This window comes from Lysobacter antibioticus (assembly GCF_001442535.1).
In the GTDB taxonomy this organism is placed as follows: Bacteria; Pseudomonadota; Gammaproteobacteria; order Xanthomonadales; family Xanthomonadaceae; genus Lysobacter; species Lysobacter antibioticus.
This window is the reverse complement of sequence record NZ_CP013141.1, coordinates 142,735-160,672: the sequence shown is the minus strand read 5'-3', so window position 1 is coordinate 160,672 and position 17,938 is coordinate 142,735. Positions and strand designations below refer to the sequence as shown.

At 68.4% G+C, this 17,938-nt stretch carries 11 protein-coding genes and 1 pseudogene; 2 read left to right on the top strand and 10 right to left on the bottom strand.

The window, feature by feature from the left end; all coding sequences use genetic code 11:
• Window positions 1-23: 23 nt before the first annotated feature.
• The 3 genes from GLA29479_RS00670 to GLA29479_RS00660 all read right to left on the bottom strand — a co-directional run bounded on the left by GLA29479_RS00670 (window position 24) and on the right by GLA29479_RS00660 (window position 4,727).
• Window positions 24-1,337: a PQQ-dependent sugar dehydrogenase gene (locus GLA29479_RS00670; protein ID WP_057970471.1), complete on the bottom strand. Its 1,314-nt coding sequence runs from the start codon at window positions 1,335-1,337 to the stop codon at window positions 24-26.
• Between the two features lie 449 nt (window positions 1,338-1,786).
• Entirely contained in the window at window positions 1,787-2,413 is a 627-nt protein-coding gene (locus tag GLA29479_RS25905) for a cold shock domain-containing protein (RefSeq protein ID WP_057973022.1), read from the bottom strand.
• A 571-nt stretch (window positions 2,414-2,984) separates the two neighbouring features.
• Window positions 2,985-4,727 (bottom strand): serine hydrolase, encoded by a 1,743-nt coding sequence (locus GLA29479_RS00660; protein WP_082638175.1) that lies wholly within the window; start codon window positions 4,725-4,727, stop codon window positions 2,985-2,987.
• A 140-nt stretch (window positions 4,728-4,867) separates the two neighbouring features.
• On the opposite strand from GLA29479_RS00660, the gene GLA29479_RS00655 reads away from it, so the two are divergent.
• On the top strand, window positions 4,868-6,151 hold the full coding sequence (locus tag GLA29479_RS00655) for a TIGR03862 family flavoprotein (RefSeq protein WP_057970470.1): 1,284 nt from the start codon (window positions 4,868-4,870) through the stop codon (window positions 6,149-6,151).
• A 43-nt stretch (window positions 6,152-6,194) separates the two neighbouring features.
• Here the strand turns inward: GLA29479_RS00655 and GLA29479_RS00650 are convergent, their stop codons facing one another.
• From GLA29479_RS00650 to GLA29479_RS00630, 5 genes are all read right to left on the bottom strand, one after another.
• The gene (locus GLA29479_RS00650) at window positions 6,195-6,659 is read right to left on the bottom strand and encodes a hypothetical protein (RefSeq protein WP_057970469.1); all 465 of its coding nucleotides are present in this window, start codon (window positions 6,657-6,659) and stop codon (window positions 6,195-6,197) included.
• Between the two features lie 150 nt (window positions 6,660-6,809).
• Window positions 6,810-7,238: a hypothetical protein gene (locus tag GLA29479_RS00645; protein ID WP_057970468.1), complete on the bottom strand. Its 429-nt coding sequence runs from the start codon at window positions 7,236-7,238 to the stop codon at window positions 6,810-6,812.
• A 29-nt stretch (window positions 7,239-7,267) separates the two neighbouring features.
• Window positions 7,268-7,630, bottom strand: a complete 363-nt coding sequence (locus GLA29479_RS00640) for a hypothetical protein (protein ID WP_144436269.1) — start codon at window positions 7,628-7,630, stop codon at window positions 7,268-7,270.
• Window positions 7,631-7,788: 158 nt separating this feature from the next.
• The gene (locus GLA29479_RS00635; RefSeq protein WP_057918291.1) at window positions 7,789-8,418 is read right to left on the bottom strand and encodes a hypothetical protein; all 630 of its coding nucleotides are present in this window, start codon (window positions 8,416-8,418) and stop codon (window positions 7,789-7,791) included.
• 185 nt (window positions 8,419-8,603) lie between these two features.
• Complete coding sequence (locus GLA29479_RS00630; protein ID WP_057970466.1) at window positions 8,604-9,344, bottom strand: sulfurtransferase; 741 nt, start codon at window positions 9,342-9,344, stop codon at window positions 8,604-8,606.
• A gap of 207 nt (window positions 9,345-9,551) precedes the next feature.
• On the opposite strand from GLA29479_RS00630, the gene GLA29479_RS00625 reads away from it, so the two are divergent.
• Entirely contained in the window at window positions 9,552-9,863 is a 312-nt protein-coding gene (locus tag GLA29479_RS00625) for an HPF/RaiA family ribosome-associated protein (RefSeq protein WP_057970465.1), read from the top strand.
• A gap of 138 nt (window positions 9,864-10,001) precedes the next feature.
• Here the strand turns inward: GLA29479_RS00625 and GLA29479_RS00620 are convergent, their stop codons facing one another.
• On the bottom strand, window positions 10,002-10,652 hold the full coding sequence (locus tag GLA29479_RS00620; protein WP_057920087.1) for an HD domain-containing protein: 651 nt from the start codon (window positions 10,650-10,652) through the stop codon (window positions 10,002-10,004).
• 354 nt (window positions 10,653-11,006) lie between these two features.
• Window positions 11,007-17,243, bottom strand: a pseudogene (locus GLA29479_RS00615) (putative Ig domain-containing protein); the annotation flags it as partial.
• Between the last annotated feature and the right edge of the window lie 695 nt (window positions 17,244-17,938).

The window sequence follows — 17,938 nt, the reverse complement described above, 5'->3', positions numbered from 1 at the left end:
TCGCCGCGTCGTCGGGCGACGCGTTATTTAGCGGCGGTGACGCGCCAGACGATGTTGCCCACGTCGTCGGTGACCAACAAGGCGCCGTGCTTGTCCAGGCGCACGTCGACCGGCCGGCCTTGGGCGTTCTCCGCAGCATCGAGGAAGCCGGTCAATACATCGACCGGCTGACCGTCCGGCTGGCCGTTCTCGAAAGCCACGTAGATCACCTTGTAGCCGCTCTTGGGCTTGCGGTTCCAGGAGCCGTGCTGGCCGACGAACAGGCCGTCGGCGAACTGCGCCGGCAGGCTGGTGCCTTGCGAGAAAGCGATGCCGAGCGAGGCCGTATGCGGCCCGAGCGCGTAATCCGGCACCAACGCCTTGGCGACCAGTTCAGGTTTCTGCGGCTTCACCCGCACATCGACGTGCTGGCCGTAATAGCTGTAGGGCCAGCCGTAGAAACCGCCGTCGCGCACCGAGGTGATGTAGTCGGGGACCAGGTCGCTGCCGATCTCGTCGCGTTCGTTGACCGCCGTCCACAACGCGCCCGTCGTGGGCTCCCAGGCCAGGCCGTTGGGATTGCGCAGGCCGGTCGCGAACAAACGTTTCTTGCCGCTGGCGCGGTCGAGTTCCCAGATCGCGGCGCGGCCCTCCTCCATGGCCATGCCGTTCTCGCCGACGTTGCTGTTGGAGCCGACGGTGATGTAGAGCTTGCGGCCGTCGGCGCTGGCGATCAGGTTCTTGGTCCAGTGGTGATTGATGCCGGCCGGCAGGTCAGTGACCTTGGTCCCCGCCTGGGCGATCGTGGTCTCGCCTTCGCGGTACGGGAAGCGCAGCACCGCATCGGCGTTGGCGACGTAAAAATCGTTGCCGACCAGGGCCATGCCGAACGGCGAATGCAGGCCTTGCAGGAACACGCTGCGGAACTCGGCGACGCCGTCGCCGTCGGCATCGCGCAGCAGGCTGATGCGGTCGGCACTGGGCACCGCCGCGCCGGCGCGCTTCATCATCCGCCCCGCGATCCAGGCCTTGATGCCCGAAGCCTTCTTGTCCGATGCCGGCGCATTGCTTTCGGCCACCAGCACATCGCCGTTCGGCAGCACATGCAGCCAGCGCGGGTGATCGAGGCCGTCGGCGAACGCCGTCACTGCCAGGCCCGGCGCCGGGACCGGCTTACCGCCGGACGGCCAGCCCACCGCGGGCGCGATGTTGACGGTCGGCAGCATGGTCTTGTTCGGTGCCGGCAAGGTCGGGCGCTGGCCGGTGCCGTCGGCCACCTGCAGGGTCGCGGTCTCGCCGCAGGCGGTCAGGATCAATACCGACAGTATCGAAGCGACAACTCTCAATGCTGAGGCCATGTCGTTCTCCTGTAGTTGCCTGACATCGGCTGGAGCATGCCTCGACCGCGATCAAGGCAATGAGAACCCGATCACTTAGCGGCCGGCCGCCCTCACCCCAACCCCTCTCCCGCAAGCGGCAGAGGCGCCCCCAACTGCTTGAGGATTCGACTCTTTCCACGACAGGGGGCGGTTTCCTTCCCCCGCTTGCGGGAAAAAGTGCCCTCAGGGCGGATGAGGGCCGTGCCGGAAGCCTGATGAAGAAGCGACGCAATGGGCACGGCCCCTATCCGCCGCATGCTGCCGCCGTCATCCGCGCGGGCGGGCCTGGGGGTTTACCGCGCCATCGCTGCGAAGTCTCCGGAGCCCGCCTGCGCGGGGATGACAGCTACGAATCACCACGACTGCGCAGCAAAGCCCGCGCCGATGCAGCGATGTTCGTATCCATCGAGGTACCTATGCATCCATCGCTAACGCGGACACTGTTGCTCGCAAGGTTCTCCGTCGCTGTCACCGTCCATTCTCGTATCGGGACAATGCCGAAGAAAATACTCGGCCTCGGCGCACGAGCTCATCTGCGAACAATGCTGACGGCCATCGCAAACGAAACCCTGCGACGACTGCGTCGACGACCGTACCGACGCCGACCCGGACGAGGATGCCGAGTCCGGCGCAGGCGCCGCCACCGATGGCCGTGCCTGCGCGGCTGACGAAGCCGATGCCGCCGGGCGTGCGAACCCGGTCCCATCCAGACGCGGCGGCGATGAGCGGCTGTAGACGTACCCGCCGACTGCGACCATGGCCGCGATCGCCAGGGCCGCGATGCCGATCCCGCTTCGTGCGGGAGCGTTCGAATCGCGACGTCGCGCCGATGCCGCTCGGCTGCCTTCGCCTGCCCTCATGACCCGGACGGCCTGGCGCGTGCCATCGCTCTTCGTATGAATCTCGAAGGACACCAGTTCGTTGAGGGCCGGCCTGACGCCGCGGCGGTTGAACGCTGAGATATGCACGAACAGCTCGTCGCCACCCTGGGCCGGGGCGATGAATCCGAACCCCCGCTCATCGTTCCATTTGATCAAGGTGCCGTGAGTTCGCATGCCGATCCCCGGGGCCGATTCCTGAGCGGAGCATCCATTCGCCGATACTAGCTCTTCCTCCACGCCGTCGTCCCCGCGCAGGCGGGGACCCATGGCCTTACCGCTACACCGCTCTGAAGTCTCTGGATTCCCGCCTGCGGGGATGGCCGACTGTGAATCGCTGATGTTCAACAACCGGTGCACCAATGCGCCGGCGCCTGTGCCGCTATGCGCCGGTCGCGAACCCGGCGACCTGTCGAGGAGCGCCGCCGACGGTAGCCCCAATGAAGAAGGCCCTGCATCGCAGGACACGGCGATGCAGGGCCTTAAGTGACGCAATGGGCACGGTCCCTATGCGCCACAAGCTGCCGCCGGCATCCTGGAGACATGCAGGCGGGGACGACCGGGTACCCAGTCCTAGCTAACAACGAGGCAGGATCGCCGCCCCCCTACCTCGTCCGGCCAGGAAAACGCTGCCGATCGTCGGATCGCGACCCACTCCCGCTTTCGCCGGCAGCGGTACTACATCGAAGGCCATGACGGCTGCGTGCGGCGTCCGTGGCTCCGATGACGAATGCCGTCGTTGCTTCGTTCAACCCGCGCGCTTGCCCGCGGCCGGGGCGGCCTTGACCGGTGCGTCCTTGGCCGGGACCTCCTTGACCGGTGCGCCCTTCGGCGCAAGCGCCGGCGGAGCCGCGTCCGGGTCCGCCGCGGCCACCGGCGCCAGGCGCAGATCCTGGAAGTCGAAGCTGAAGTCGGTCAGCGGCGAAATCGCCTCCATCCGCACTTCGCGCACCTTGCCGTCGGGGGTCAGGGCGAAATTGACGAAGGCGTCGGCATTGAGCCAGCGCTGGTTCCAGCGGACGATGAAGGTGTCGTGCTGCCAGTGCATGAGTACGCCGACCAGGTCCTTGCTGCGGCCGAAACGCAGCCGCCATTGGCCGTTGCCCGCTGCTTCGACGAAGACCTCGCCGTACCACGGGTCGCGATAGGCGCCGGCATAGGCCTGCAACGGCAGCGACGGCTTCGATTTCGTATCGCGCGCGGCAACATGCTTGCTCCAATCGTCGTCGGCCTTGCTGCGGCTCTTGGCCAGGGCGGCGGCATAGGCCGCGTTCCAGTCGGTCTTGGCCGCGCCCAGGTAGGCATCCAGCGCGCGCATGGTCACCGCCTGGAAGGCGCCGCCGAGTTCGGCGTTGGTCAGCACCACCACGCCGAGTTTCTGCTCCGGCACCAGGGTTACGCGCGAGACCATGCCGGGCCAGCCGCCGGTATGCCAGACCAGCTTGCGTCCGCGGTAATCGGTCAACTGCCAGCCTTCGCCGTAGCCGGCGAAATTCGGCTTCGCCGGCGCCAGTTCCGGCACCGACGGTTCGGCGATCGGCATCGGCGTGACCACCGACCACATCGCCTGCTGACGCTTGGCGCTGAACAAGCGCCGCTCCTTGTCGCCGTCGCGCCCGTAGACGCCGCCGTCGAGCTGCACGCGCATCCACTTGCCCATGTCGTGCACGCTCGAGTACAGGCCGCCGGCGCCGGCGACGTTGGCCCAGGTCATGCGCGGCGCGGTTTGCAGATCCTTGAAATCGGCCTTGGCATGGCCGCTCGCGACCGCGTCGCCGCTGCGCAGGGCGTCGCTGTTGTAACGCGTCTCGTCCATGCCGAGCGGGGCGAAGATGCGTTCGCCAAGAAAGTCGCGATAGCTCTGGCCGCTGACCTTCTCGATCACCAACTGGGCGACGCCGTAGAGGATGTTGTCGTAGGCGTACTGACCGCGGAAGCCGCCGCTGAGGGGTACATCGGCAAGACGACGGGCGACTTCCTCGTTGCTGTAGTCGGTGCCCGGCCAATACAGCAGGTCGCCGGCGCCGAGGCCCAGGCCGCTGCGATGGGCGAGCAGATCGCGCAAGCGCATCTCGCGGGTCACGTAAGGGTCGGCCATGCGGAACCAGGGCAAGCGGTCGATCACCCGGTCGTCGAGACTGAGCTTGCCCTCGTCGGCGAGCATCGACAGCGAGGCCGCGGTGAAGGCCTTGGTGTTGGAGGCGATGGCGAACAGAGTATGGGCGTCGACCGGCTCGGGCTTGCCGATCTCGCGCAGGCCGTAGCCGCGTTCGAGCACGACCTGGCCGTCCTTGACGATCGCCACCGCGATGCCGGGCACCTCGAACTGCTTGCGCACCGCTTCGACATAGGCGTCGAAATCCTGCAACTGCTCGGGCAGCGCCGGTGCCGCGGCCGCGGCCACCGCTTCGGGCGCCTGCGCGGCCGCACCGGCGGCGCTTACGCACAACAGCAGACCGGCGCCGTGCGCCTTCCAGTCGTTGGCTCGCATCGTTGTCCTTCCCGGAAAAACGTCCACTCTCGGCGATCGTCGCGGCGCGCGCCAGAGGTCGGAAGTCGTGTCCGGGCGCGGCCCGCACGCCGGGGCGGCATAATGGCCGGCCGCTACCGCGCCGCCGTGCCTTCCCGCCCATGTCCGTCAACGCAAGCACCCTGCCCGGCCTGGTCGTGATCGGCGGCGGCCCCGCCGGCCTGATGGCCGCGCAGACCGCGCGCGCGATGGGCGTCGAGGTGGACCTGTTCGACGCCATGGGCTCGGTCGGGCGCAAGTTCCTGATCGCCGGCAAGGGCGGGCTCAACCTCACCCACGGCGAACCGCGGCCGGCCTTCGATCGCCGCTACGGCGCGCGCAGCGAGGCGGTCGGCCGCTGGCTCGACCAATTCGATGGCGAGGCCTTGCGCGAATGGGCGCGCGGTTTCGGCGTGGAGACCTATGTCGGCACCTCCGGGCGGGTATTCCCGATGGACCGCAAGGCCGCGCCGCTGCTGCGCGGCTGGGTGCGCAGATTGCGCGAGGACGGCGTGCGCTTCCACGTCCATCACCGCTGGACCGGCTGGAGCGAGGACGGCGCCCTGCGTTTCGCCACGCCCGATGGCGAGTCGCAAGTGCACGCCGCGGCGACGGTGCTGGCACTCGGCGGCGGCAGTTGGCCCGAACTCGGTTCCGACGGTGCCTGGGCGCCGTGGTTGAGCGAACGCGGCATCGACGTCGCCCCGCTGCAACCCTCGAATTGCGGCTTCGACATCGGCTGGAGCCCACATTTCGCCAGCCGCCATGCCGGCGCACCGCTCAAGCCGGTGATCGCGCATTGGCACGACGAAGCCGGCGAACACGGCTTGCAGGGGGAATGCGTGATCACCGCGACCGGCATCGAGGGCAGCCTGATCTATGCGCTGTCGGCGGGCTTGCGCGATCGCATCGCCGCGCACGGCGAAGCGGTGTTGCGCCTGGACCTGGCGCCGGGCCGCGAGCTCGATCGTCTGCAGCGCGATTTCGCCCAGCCGCGCCGCGGCCGCAGCGTCGGCGAACATCTGCGGCGCCAGACCGGCCTCGATGGGGTCAAGGCCGCGCTGGTGTTCGAGGTATTGGGCAAGGATGGCCTCAACGACCCAACCGTCGTCGCGCAGACGATCAAGCGCCTGCCGCTGCGCCTGTTGCGCGCGCGCCCGATCGCCGAAGTGATCAGCAGCGCCGGCGGCGTGCGCCTGGAAGCGTTGGATTCGCAACTGCGTCTGCTTACGCCGGCCGAGGGCGATTCCACCCTGGAAGCATCGAAACCGGCGATCTTCTGCGCCGGCGAAATGCTCGACTGGGAAGCCCCGACCGGCGGCTATCTGCTGACCGCCTGTTTCGCCAGCGGACTGATCGCCGGCCGCGCCGCGGCCGCGCATCTGCTGGCGGCTGCGGGCGACTGAGCCGCGCAGCGGCACCTGAGCGGCGACGCAGTGCGCCGTTCGCTCAAGGGCAGGAGAATTCCACCCCGTGGATGAGGCGTCGCGACGGGTCCGGTTCGATCGCCAGGAAACACGAACCGTCGCGGCTGTCGTAATTGAGCTTTCCGCTGTCGTCGCCCTCGTAGAACGTGCCTTCGCCCAAGCGCTTGCGCGCCTGTTCCAGCGGCTGCCCCGGGCACAGGCCCGACGAGGTGCAATAGCGCGGTGAGGTCGAGCCCAGCATCAGCACTCGACCGGGTTCGGCCATCTCGATACGCAAGCCGGGGTAATGCAGGACGTAGTGGTGCTCGCCCGGCTGGCCCTCCATGCGCTCGGGCTCGCCGAGTTGCTTGCGTACCCGGGCCAGGGAGTCGCCGATCTTCAATCCAGCCAGGCGCAATTCGGCGCTCAGCGGTTCATTGCCCGCCCCAGCCGACGCCGATGCAACCGGCAACAACGACAGCAAAGCGAGCACGTATCCGATACGCATGACATCTCCCTGTCTTCCATCGAGGCGGGTTCGGCGGGTTCGGCGGGTTCGGCGGGTTCGGCGGGTTCGGCGGGTTCGGCGGGTTCGGCCATCTTACTTCAGCCCCTCCCGATCTTATTTCGGCGCCGGTGACTGCGCGGCGCCGCGCGGTCAGATCTTCGACCTGACGATCGACCGACTCGTCCAGCGCTCGTCGCGCCTGGTAGAGCCGTCGAATTGCGCACCCGGGCACACGCTCTCGTGCCATTGCGAATGCCTGGACAATCGGTACTCGCGGCCTTCGATCACGGCGCTTCCCGACAGCGGATAAGGCACCTTGGCCACCAGATCCAGGTAGCGCCTGGTGCCGCTCAGCCGGTCCAGATAGAACTCCTGCTCTTCGGTTTCGAGCACGAGTATCGACCGCTCCGGATCCTGCGTGCGTTCGAGCGCACGCAGGTTATCCCGGCAATCGGATAAATGAATCCTGTCCTGCGAACTGTCGCAGATGTCGAGCTTGGCCTGGGTGCGGCTGATTTCCGCCTCCAGGTGCCGCTTCAACGCGATCAACAGCGCCTTTTTGTCGGCCGGGTCCGCCACGCGCTCCTCCCTGATTGCCTGCCACGCCCTCAACGACGCGACCAGTTCCTCGTGCAGATCTCGTCCGCGGCTTTTGCGAACTCGTCCAAACCGGCCTTGCCGTCGGATACCCGACGGCCCTTCGGCCGCAAGGCCGTCAACTCTGGAAATCCTTCCGCCCTGGCCGCGTCGTTGAGGGCGAACTTCCCCTCGGGCGTGGTCATCGTGTTCGCATACCCTCTTGGCCGGCAGGTCAGCGTCGCCCTGTCGAAGGGCAGCGGCCAACGACCTTTGAACGTAGACCTCTTAACCACCACGTCCTTCTCCGGCACGCTTTCGGTCGCCGACACGGGACTTGCCTGGAGCAGGCTCGCAACAGCGAGCGCTGCCGCAAGCGCATGGCCACCGTCCATCGTTACCTCCCAAAGCCGTGAGGCCCTTCCTGTCGGTAATTCTGCATCGACGAGAGCCGCCTCCTCGCCGGGGAGGCAAGCCCCGCGGACTTGCGCAACCGCGAGAATGCAGCGCAAGTCGGTTTATTCGGCGAACGACCAGCGCGCTTGCGCCGTTCTCAAGCCGCCGGCTTCCCGCTCGCCTTGCCCATGTAGAACATCGAGGCGCACAGGCCCACGCCTTGCGCGGTCGCGGCCGGCACGTCGCTGCCCTGCAGGGCGATCAGCTTGACCACGTCGCCGGTGCTCTCGGTGACTTTCGCCAGCGCGATGAAACCGGTCGGGGTGGTGCCGCAGAACGCGTTGCCCGGGGTTTGCTTCGGCGGCACCTGCTCGATCACGCGGCGCAGTTCGATCGCCTGGCTGGCTTCGACCTGCATGATCGCGCCATAGGTCTCGCCGGCGGTGTATTGGTCGCCGCCGCGCACCAGCGCGACGCGTTCGGTCTTGTACAGCGAACCGTTCTCGCCCTTGAGTTCGAGATCGTCGATGGTGAGTTTGCCGGTGGTCGCCTGGGCCACCGGGTTGCCGGGCTCGAAAGTGCCCAAGGCTACCGGCGGCAGCATCGGCGGAGCCGCGCGCGAGACCGGTTCGGCGTTCGGGTCGGGCACCGCCTGCGGCGCCTGCGGCAGGGCCGCGGTGGTTTCCTGCGGGGCAGCAGTGTTGACCGGCGCGCTTTGGTTGCACGCGGCGAGCGCCACGACGGCGAGCGCGAGCGTCGACAAAGCGGGGAACAGACGTCGGTTCATCAGGGGTCCTCTGTGCAAAATCCTGGATTCGGTTGCTGCGGGTCGCGAATGCGTCGACGGCGCCGACGCAGGTCCGTGTCGCGTCGTTGGGGGAGGCCCGCACGAGGGTGCCGGCGCGGCGCGAACGCGCAGCCTAACCGTTCGCCGTTAATAGTTCGTAAGGCCGCGCGGGCCGCGGGCTAGGCTCAGGCAGCCGCATCGTGCAGGGGCTGCAGCGCCGGATCGAGCGCGACGCGTTCATCGAACACGAAACAGCGGCCCTGGTAATGACGGCCGCCGACCTGCTCGAAGTAACCCAGGATGCCGCCGTCGAGCTGGAGCAGATTGTCCATGCCGTCGGCGCGCAGCCACAACGCGGCCTTTTCGCAGCGGATACCGCCGGTGCAGAAGCTGACCACGGTGGCATCGGCCAAGGCCTCGCGATGCGGCGCCAAGGCCTCGGGCAGTTCGGTGAAATTGTCGATCGGCAGGGTCAGCGCGTCGGCGAAGCTGCCGTAATCGACTTCCTCGCGATTGCGCGTGTCCAGCAGTACGACCCGGCGGCCGCCGTCGTCGTGACCGCGATCGAGCCAACGCGCAAGCGTGTCCGGCGTCACGGTTGGTGCGCGCTCGCGCAAGGGCGAAGCCTTATCGCGGCGGAAGGCGATGATTTCCTTCTTCAGCTTGACCTTGAGCCGAGCGAAGGGCTGGCTGCGGCTGTGGCTGTATTTGACGACCAAACCGGCAAAGCGCGGGTCGGCGCGCAGGCCGTCGAGCAGGGCCTCGACCGGCGCGGCGGCGCCGGCCAGGAACAGGTTGATGCCCTCGCCCGCGACCAGCACGGTGCCGCGCAGCTCGCCGGCTTCGGCCTGTTCACGGACCCAGGCGGCCAACTGCGGCGGGTCGTCGATAACGGCGAAATGGTAGGCGGCGATATTGACGATCATGCCGCCATTCTACCGCGCGGCGCCTGTGCGAGCCTGACACGTCCCCCCTGGGCCGGACCTGAACCGCGCCGCGAACCTTCCGCGCGAACCGCGGTCCCAACAATTGCGCGGCCCAGACAAGACGGCCAAGCAGGCCCGGACCGCGTGAAACGCCGCCGCAAGGGCGGCGGCGTTGCCCTCTCAACTGCTCCATCAGGAGGCGTTTGCATGAAGGTACAGCTCAACACCGACCACCATCTCCGCGGCGATCAGTCGCTTGCCCTGCACGTCGAAGGCGTGGTCGACCACAGCCTGTCGCGGTTCCGCGACCAGGTCACCCGGGTCGAAGTCCACCTGCGCGACGTCAACGGCGCCAAGGCCGGCGGCGGCGACAAACACTGCACCATGGAAGCGCGTCTGGAGGGCCGCCCGCCGGTGGCCGCGACCGAAGACGCCGACACCATGCGCGGAGCGATCAGCGGCGCGGCGCGCAAGCTGCAACGCGTGCTCGACAGCTCGCTGGGCCGGTTGTCCAGCTGACATAAACGAAACGAACCCGGCCGGCGGCAAGGACCGCCGGCGCTCGAACACGAGGGCTGCCGCAGCGATGCGGCGGCCCTTGTTTTTCGATGCAGACCAACGTGTCGGTGCGGCGGCATCCCTGCCCTGCCCGACCGCTCAACGCTTGGTGGTGATCGCCCGGCGCAGGTTGTTGCGTGCGGCCGCGTCGTAACGGGCGTGGTAGTAATCGCTGAGGAAGATCCGCTCGCGCTTGAGCAAGCCCTTGAGAAAGCGGCGGCGATTGAGCCGGAACAAGGGCCCCGGCACATGGCCGCGGTATTCCGAGGCGATGCCGCGATCGTAGGCGTCGAACACCGCCGGTTCGGCGCCGAGGATGGCCATGTCGCCGTCGAGGAACAAACGCGTCTCCTCATCGACCTGGTCGCGGACGATGGCGCCGTGGCGCGCGGTCAAGTCGATCAGCTCGGCGACGCGGTCGGCATCGATGCCGGCCTCCGGCAACCAGCGCGCGATGTGTTCGCGTGCGAGCACGGCCGAACGCGCTTCGTTGTCGCGCCGCCCGGCTTCGTAGATCGCGTCGTGATACAGCACCGCCAGTGCGACTTCGCGCGGTTGCCGCCAACCCGGGCCGGCGGCGACGTCGAGGTAATGGCGCAGCACTTCGGCGACGTGGCCGATGTTGTGATACGCCCGCGTCGGCGTCGCATACGCGGCTTCGAGCGCAGCGCGCTGCTCGGGCGCAAGCTGCAGCGGCAGTTCCGCGAGCAGGGTCTCGGGCAGGCTGGGTCTGGATTCGGTGAACGACATCGGCATCGCGGCAAGGTTACGCAGGGGCGATGGCGGCATCTTGGCATGTTGCCGCGCTGGTGGCGTCGTGGGTCGGTCGCGGCGCGCGCTTGCGCGGGCTACGACGCGGCTTTGATCAACGTCAGTGCATCGCCGCGGCGCGGAGACCTCGGGCCCTGTCCCGGTGAAGCCCTGGATCCCCGCCTTCGCGGGGACGACGGGTGGGAGGTTCTGCAGGCCGGTCTTCGCCGGCGGTTCGCTTGCAGAGCCCTTGAAAAGAAACACCCGGCAGAACCGGGTGTTTCGAGCCCTGCCACGGCGCGGCCGAAGCCGCGCCGTGAGTCCGGATCAGTACTTCTTCTCGATGTTGATCATGAAGCTGTTGTCGTCGTCGTTGCCGCTGCCGAACAGGCCGCGGTATTCGAAGCGCAGGACCAGGTCGCGCTCGGTCTGCAGGACCGCGCCGATGCCGAACACGAAGCGGTTGCGGTCCAGGCCTTCGAGGCGGGCGCGGAAGAACGGACCACCGACCATGTCGGCATAGCTCATCGTCGCGAAGCTCTCGTCCTGGAAGTCGTGCTGATACTCCAGCAGGACCATCGGCGAGAACGTACCCAGGCGCACCGGATAACGATAGTCCAGACGCACGCCCAGGCTGGTCGTGGTGGTATCGACGTCCATGTCCCGATAGGTCAACGAGTACGACGCATCGCCCTGTTCGGTATAGCCGTCCAGGCGGGCGCGAGCGACGTCGAGACGGGCATACGGCGAGACGTGCAGGCGATCGCGCCGGTAGTCCATGCCGGCCGAGACCGAGGCGAACCACTGGGTGCCGTCGCGGTCGCCGCGGACCATGCCGCCGGTGTCGGTGACGTAGCGGCGGGTATCGAACGACAGCCACTGGTAGCCGAGCAGGCCGTCGAGATAGAAGCTCTCGCCCGGGTGGTAGCTGGCGTACAACACCGCACTGTAGCTCTTGGCTTTGCTGCGGCTGCCGCGCTGACCGACGTCGGTGTCGTCGCGACCGTAGCCGATGCCGCCGCCGAGCGCGAAATCGTCGCGCAGGCGGTAGTCGGCGCCGGCGCTGATGCCGCTGGTCTCGAAGTCGAAGCCGGCGGAACCGCCGCCGCGTCCGTCGCGGTTGCCGGTGTTGATCGAACCGCCGGTCCAGATGCCGTAGCGGGTACCGCTGCCTTCGACCGGCGGCTTGGGCTCGATCGCGGCCTGCTCGTCGCCGAGCAGGGGCTGGCGGCAATCGCTGCCCGGCGTGCGCCGCGCTTCGTCGCGGCAGCGTTGGTCGATCGAGAAGCTCAGGCCGTTGTCGAAGCGTGCGCCGTCGCTGCCGCCCTCGTGCATGCCCTGCATGCGCTGCTGGAAGTTGCCGATCTGCGAGTTGGCGAAACGACGCGTGGCCGAAGCCTGAGCGTTGAGCACGCCGAGCACTTCGGCGTCCTTCGACGGATCGCTGCGCGGCGCGACTTCGATTTCGATGGTCGCCACCGCCGAGGTCGCATGGGCGTTGTTGAGAGTGAAGCTCGCCACCGCGACGCCGGAGAAACCGATCACCGACGTATAGCGCAAGGTGTACACACCGCCGGAACCGCTGATCGCCGCGCTGCCGGACGACGCCGGGGTCAACGACACCAGATTCGCCGCGGTGAACGGACCGCCGGTGGCGCCGGCGGTCAGATCGACCGTGATCGCGGCACCGGCGATGGTGCGGACGCGACGCGATTGCGCGACCGGCACCGCGTTGACGGTGATGGTCGAGGTAATCGGCGCGGACGGGCCGAAGGCGTTGTTGAGCGTGTAGACCAGGGCGATCGGGCCGACGGTGTTGGCCGCCGGGGTGTAAACGATCTGGGTGCCGCTGACCACCGCCGTGCCCGACGACGGCGGGCTCAACAGGGTCACACCGGTGAACGGGCTGCCGGTGGCGCCGGCGGCCGCATCGATGGTCGCGGTCTGCGTCGACAGGATCGTCGCAGTCTGCGGCTGGCCTTGCGGCACCGGCAACGCGTTGACGGTGATCGTCACCGTGGCCGGCGCCGAGGTGCCGCCTGGGCCGCTGGCGGTGTAGGTGAAGCTGTCGCTGCCGAAGTAGTTGCTGGTCGGCGTGTAGACCACATCCAGGCCGCTGACCACCGCGGTGCCGTGGCTCGGCGCCGAGGCGACCGCGACACTGGCGATGATGCCGGTGTCGTTGGCGGTGACCGGGATCGTCACCGCCTGGTTCGACATCGTGGTGGCGCTGTCGTCGACCGCGACCGGCACCGCGTCGACGATCACGATCGTCAGCGGCACCGTGGTGTTGTAACCGGCGTCGTCGGTGGAACGGATGTTGGCGGTGTAGCTGCCGGCCGTGGTCGGGGTGCCGCTGTAGACGCCGGCGGAACTGAAGGACAGGCCGACCGGCAGGTTGCCCGAGGCGATCGAGTAGCTGTACGGCGCGATGCCGCCGCTGCTGCTCAGGCTCTGGTTATAGGGCACACCGACCACGCCGCCGGGCAAGGTTGCCGGCGAAATCACCACGGTGGCCGGGGCGATGGTGAAGGTGTACACCCTGGAACCGGTCTGGCCGTTGCTGTCGGTGCCCTGCACGGTCAGGCTGAAATTGCCGTCCGAGCGCGGCACGCCGCTGAGCGCGCCGGCCGAGGAGAACGTCATGCCGACCGGCAACGCGCCGCTGAGCAGCGAGAAGTTGTACGGCGCGACGCCGCCGGTGGCGGTGATGGTGGCGTTGTAGGCGGTGCCCGCGGTGCCGTTGGGCAGCGTCGGCGGATCCAGGACGATGCTCGGGACGGCGACCACAATGGTGTAATTCTGCTGCAGGGCGAACGGCGCACCGGTGCCGGTGCTGCTGTCCTGCACGCGCACGGCCACGTTGTAGTTGCCGGGCACCGTCGGCGTGCCGCTGAGCACGCCGGCCGAACTGAAGCTCACGCCCACCGGCAGCGAACCGCTGGCGAGGCTGAAGCTGTACGGCGCCGAGCCGCCGCTCGCGGCGAAGTTGATGGTGGTGGCGACGCCGTAGTTCATCGGCAGGTTGCCCGGCGCCGGGGTCATCGCCAGGGTCGGCGCGCCGACCGTCAGGGTGAAGGCCTGGCCCTGGGTGAACGGGCCGTTGCCGGTGCTGCTGTCGGTTGCGCTGGCGTTGAGGCTGAAGCTGCCCGCCGCAGTCGGCGTGCCGCTGACGGTGACGCTGTCGGCGGTCGTGCCGGTGATGCTCAGGCCCGCCGGCAAACCGGCGACGTTATAACCGCTATACGGCGAAGTGCCGCCGGCCCAGGTGAAGGTCTGGCTATAAGCGGCGCCGACCTGCGTGGTCAGCGGGCCGCCCGCGGTCACCGTGATCACCGGGTTGGTGACGGTGATGGTGACCGTGGCCGGCGCCGAAGTGCCGGCGACGTTGCTCGCGGTGTAGGTGAAGCTGTCGCTGCCGGCGTAGCCCGCGGCCGGCTGGTAGGTGATCGTGGTGCCGCTGGCGATGGCCGTGCCGTGCGCAGGTGCCGCCGCGATCGCGACCAAAGCCGGGATGCCGCCGGTGATGTTGAGCGTAATCGGGTTGGCGCCGCTGCCGTAGGCCACTGTGGCCGAGACCGGATTAGCGACCGGCGCTATGTCGGCGACCGTCAACGAATAACTCTGCGGCGCCGAGGTGTAGGGACCGGTGCCGGTGCTGCTGTCGGTTGCGGTCGCGCTGAAGTTGAACGTGCCCGGTGCCGTCGGCGTGCCGCTGATCAGGCCGGCGCTGCTGAAGCTCATGCCGGGCGGCAGCGAGCCGGAGACCACGGCATAGCTGTAGGGCGCAGTGCCGCCGGTGGCCGCATTGATGTTGGCGCTGTAGGGCGATGCGACGGTCGGGCCGGCGAACGAGGTCGGCGGCAACACCACGGTCGAGGCGCCGATGCTCAGGGTGTAGGCGCGCGAACCTGTGTATGGGCCGCTGCCGCTGCTGCTGTCGGTCGCGGTGGCGGTGAAGTTGAAGCTGCCGCCCGCGGTCGGGGTGCCGCTGAGCGTGCCGTTGCTGGCCAGGCTCAGGCCGGCCGGCAAGGCGCCGGTGGTGATCGCGAAGGTGTAACCGGGCGTGCCGCCGGACGCGGTCAAGGTCTGGCTGTAGACCTGGGCCACACCGCCTGCCGGCAGCGTCGTCGGCGCAACGCTGATGGTCGCCGCCGCGACGGTCAGCGCAAAGGCGCGCGAACCGGTCTGGGCGTTGGCGTCGCTCGCAGTGACGGTGAAGTTGAAGGTACCGCCCGCAGTCGGCGTACCGGCGATGGTTCCGGTCGAGCTCAGGCTCACGCCGGCCGGCAAAGCGCCGGCGGTCACCGCGAAGCTATACGGGCCGATGCCGCCACTCGCGCTCAACGCTTCGTTGTAGCTCGCACCGATCTGCGCGCCCGGCACGGTGGCCGGTGCGATCACGATGGTCGGGGCAGCGACCTGCAGCACGTAGTTCTGGGTGCGCGAGAACGGCGCACCGGAACCGGTGGAACTGTCGACGGCGCGGACCGAGAAGGTGAACAAACCGGTCACGGTCGGGGTACCCGACAACACGCCGGTGCCGCCGTCCAGGCTCAGGCCGGCCGGCAAAGCGCCTGCCGATACGCTGTAGGCGTAAGTCAGGGTGCCGCCGCTGGCGACGAAGGTCTCGCTATAGACGCTGCCATAGGTCGCGGACAAGGTGCCTGCGGCCGGGGTCATGCTCAGCGTCGGCGCACTCACCGACAGGACGAAGGCCTGGCCGACGGTGAACGGACCGTCGCCAGTGCTGCTGTCGATTGCGCTGGCGTTGAGCGGGAAAGTACCGGCCGCGGTCGCCGTGCCGCTGACGGTCACGCTGTTGCCGGTGGTGCCGATGATGCTCAAACCGGCAGGCAGGCCGGTCACGTTGTAACCGCTGAACGGCTGGGTGCCGCCGGACCAGGTGAAGGTCTGCGTATACACCACGCCGATCTGCGCGGTCAGCGGGCTGGAGGCGGTCACGGTGATCGTCGGCGGGCTCACCGTGATGGTGACCGTCGCCGGTGCCGAAGTGCCGGCGCCGTTGCTCGCGGTGTAGGTGAAGCTGTCCGGACCGGCATAACCCGCCGTCGGCTGGTAGGTAATCGAGGTGCCGCTGGCGATCGCGGTGCCGTGCAGCGGCGCCGTACCGACGGCCACCGAGGTCGGCACGCCGCCGGTGATGTTCAAGGTGATCGGGTTGGCGCCGCTGTTGTAGGCGACGCTGGCCGAGACCGCATTGGCGACCGGCGGGATGTTGATGATCTGCAGCGAATAGCCGCGCGGCGCCGAACTGTACGCGCCGGTGCCGGTACTGCTGTCGGTCGCGATCACGGCGAAGTTGAAGGTGCCGGCCGCGGTGGGCGTGCCCGACAACACGCCGGCGCTGCTCAGGCTGATGCCGGGCGGCAGCGCGCCGGCACTCAGCGCATAAGTGTACGGCGCGGTACCGCCACTGGCGGCGTTGAGGGTGGCGCCATAGGCCACGGCGACCGTGCCGTTGGCCAGAGTGGTCGCCGGCAGGTTGATCGTCGGCGCGGCGATGACCAGGGTGTAGGCGCGCGAACCGGTATGCGGAGCGCCGGTGCCGGTGCTGCTGCCGGTCGCGGTGACGGTGAAATTGAAGCTGCCGCCCGCGGTCGGAGTGCCGCTCAACAGGCCCGCGCTGCTCAGGCTCAAGCCCGCCGGCAACGCGCCGGCGGTGATCGCATAGGTATACGGCGCGATACCACCGCTCGCGGTAATGGACTGGCTATAGGCCGCCGCGACGGTGCCGTTCAGCAGGGTCGTAGGTGCGATCGAGGTCGTCGGCGCGGCAACGGTCAGGGTGTAGGCACGAGTGCCGGTGAAAGTGTTGGCATCGGTGGCGCGCACGGTGAAGTTGAAGGTGCCCGCCGCGGTCGGCGTGCCGGTCAGGCCGCCGCCGCTCGCGAGCGTCAGGCCGGCCGGCAAGGCGCCCGCCGAGATCGCGAAGGTGTACGGCGAGGTGCCGCCGCTGGCGGTGAACGTTTGGCTATAGGCGGCGCCGACGGTGGCGCCCGGAATCGTGGCCGGGTCGACCACGATGGTCGGCGCCGCCGTGACGGTAACGGTATAGAGCCGGTTGCCGATATTGTCGGAGCCGTCCTGCGAGCCGCTGCTGTCCTCGGACAGAATGCGGAAGGTGTAGGTGCCGGTGGTGGTCGGGGTGCCGCTGATCACGCCGCCGCTGCTCAGGCTCAGGCCCGGCGGCAACAGGTCCGGCGCGGCCTGCACCGAATAGATGTACGGCGCAACGCCGCCGCTGCTGCTCAAAGTCGTGTTGTAGGGAATGCCGACCGCCATCGCCGGCAGGGTCGTCGGCGAGATCACCGGCGCCACGATGGGAATGACGATCGCATAAGACTTGACCGTAGTCAGCGGCGTCGGCGTGGTCGAATCGGTCACGGTGATGTTGACCGCGAAGTTGCCGCGCTGGGTCGGGGTGCCGCCGAAGGCGCCGCCGGAGAAGGTCAGGCCAGTCGGCAAGGTGCCGCTGGTATGCACGAAGCTATAGGGCCCGACACCGCCGGTGGCGCTCAGCGCCTGACTGAAGGGCACGCCCAGGACCGGCGAGATCGAGGCCGGGCTGACGATGATCGGCGAGGTCGGCGCGCCGATGGTGACGTTGACGGTGACATCGTTGCCGAGGCCGTCGCCGAACACGAAGGTGTCGCTGGTCGCCGTGTTGCCGTTATGCACGTAGGTCACCGTCTGGCCGAACTGATCGCTCGTCGCGGTGCCGTGTGCCGGGTGGGTCACGATGCCGCCGATGCCGCCGTTGTCCGGGCCGTCGCAGGCGCTGGCATTGATGATCTGCGTGCCGCCATTAACCACGGAGATATTGAACGGCCCGCAATGCGGCGACGGCGCGGCAACGGCCATCGTGGACCACAACCCAGCCAGACACAGCAGGAGCAGGCCCAGACCCAGTTGCAGGTACCGTCCCTGACGCCCGACATTCGAGATGCCCGCGCGACGTGCCCAATGCAGATGCATGATTCCGATCCCCTGACATCGACCGGTGGCGCGGTTTCTCCGCTGCCGCCGCCGACGTTCCGCCTGTTCGACCTGGTCTGGTCCCACGCGCCGAATGGCCTCGGCGCACCCCTATCCTTGATCTAGTACGCAAATCGGCGCCGGAACCGGCCGCTTTCGCCGCCTCATTGCGTTAAGGAAAGTCATGGCGCTTCGGCGCCATGCCGGATCCGCTCGGATCGGCCCCCTCCGCCGTGCGCGGGCGGGCCGTGCGGGCGGGGCTCTCCGGTACGCAGTCCGGGCTCGCA

Excerpts from the sequence above, each read along its gene's own strand:
- GLA29479_RS00670 (WP_057970471.1), bottom strand. The coding sequence starts at position 1,337 with ATGGCCTCAGCATTGAGAGTTGTCGCTTCGATACTGTCGGTATTGATC.
- GLA29479_RS25905 (WP_057973022.1), bottom strand. The coding sequence starts at position 2,413 with ATGCGAACTCACGGCACCTTGATCAAATGGAACGATGAGCGGGGGTTC.
- GLA29479_RS00660 (WP_082638175.1), bottom strand. The coding sequence starts at position 4,727 with ATGCGAGCCAACGACTGGAAGGCGCACGGCGCCGGTCTGCTGTTGTGC.
- GLA29479_RS00655 (WP_057970470.1), top strand. The coding sequence starts at position 4,868 with ATGTCCGTCAACGCAAGCACCCTGCCCGGCCTGGTCGTGATCGGCGGC.
- GLA29479_RS00650 (WP_057970469.1), bottom strand. The coding sequence starts at position 6,659 with ATGCGTATCGGATACGTGCTCGCTTTGCTGTCGTTGTTGCCGGTTGCA.
- GLA29479_RS00640 (WP_144436269.1), bottom strand. The coding sequence starts at position 7,630 with ATGGACGGTGGCCATGCGCTTGCGGCAGCGCTCGCTGTTGCGAGCCTG.
- GLA29479_RS00635 (WP_057918291.1), bottom strand. The coding sequence starts at position 8,418 with ATGAACCGACGTCTGTTCCCCGCTTTGTCGACGCTCGCGCTCGCCGTC.
- GLA29479_RS00630 (WP_057970466.1), bottom strand. The coding sequence starts at position 9,344 with ATGATCGTCAATATCGCCGCCTACCATTTCGCCGTTATCGACGACCCG.
- GLA29479_RS00625 (WP_057970465.1), top strand. The coding sequence starts at position 9,552 with ATGAAGGTACAGCTCAACACCGACCACCATCTCCGCGGCGATCAGTCG.
- GLA29479_RS00620 (WP_057920087.1), bottom strand. The coding sequence starts at position 10,652 with ATGTCGTTCACCGAATCCAGACCCAGCCTGCCCGAGACCCTGCTCGCG.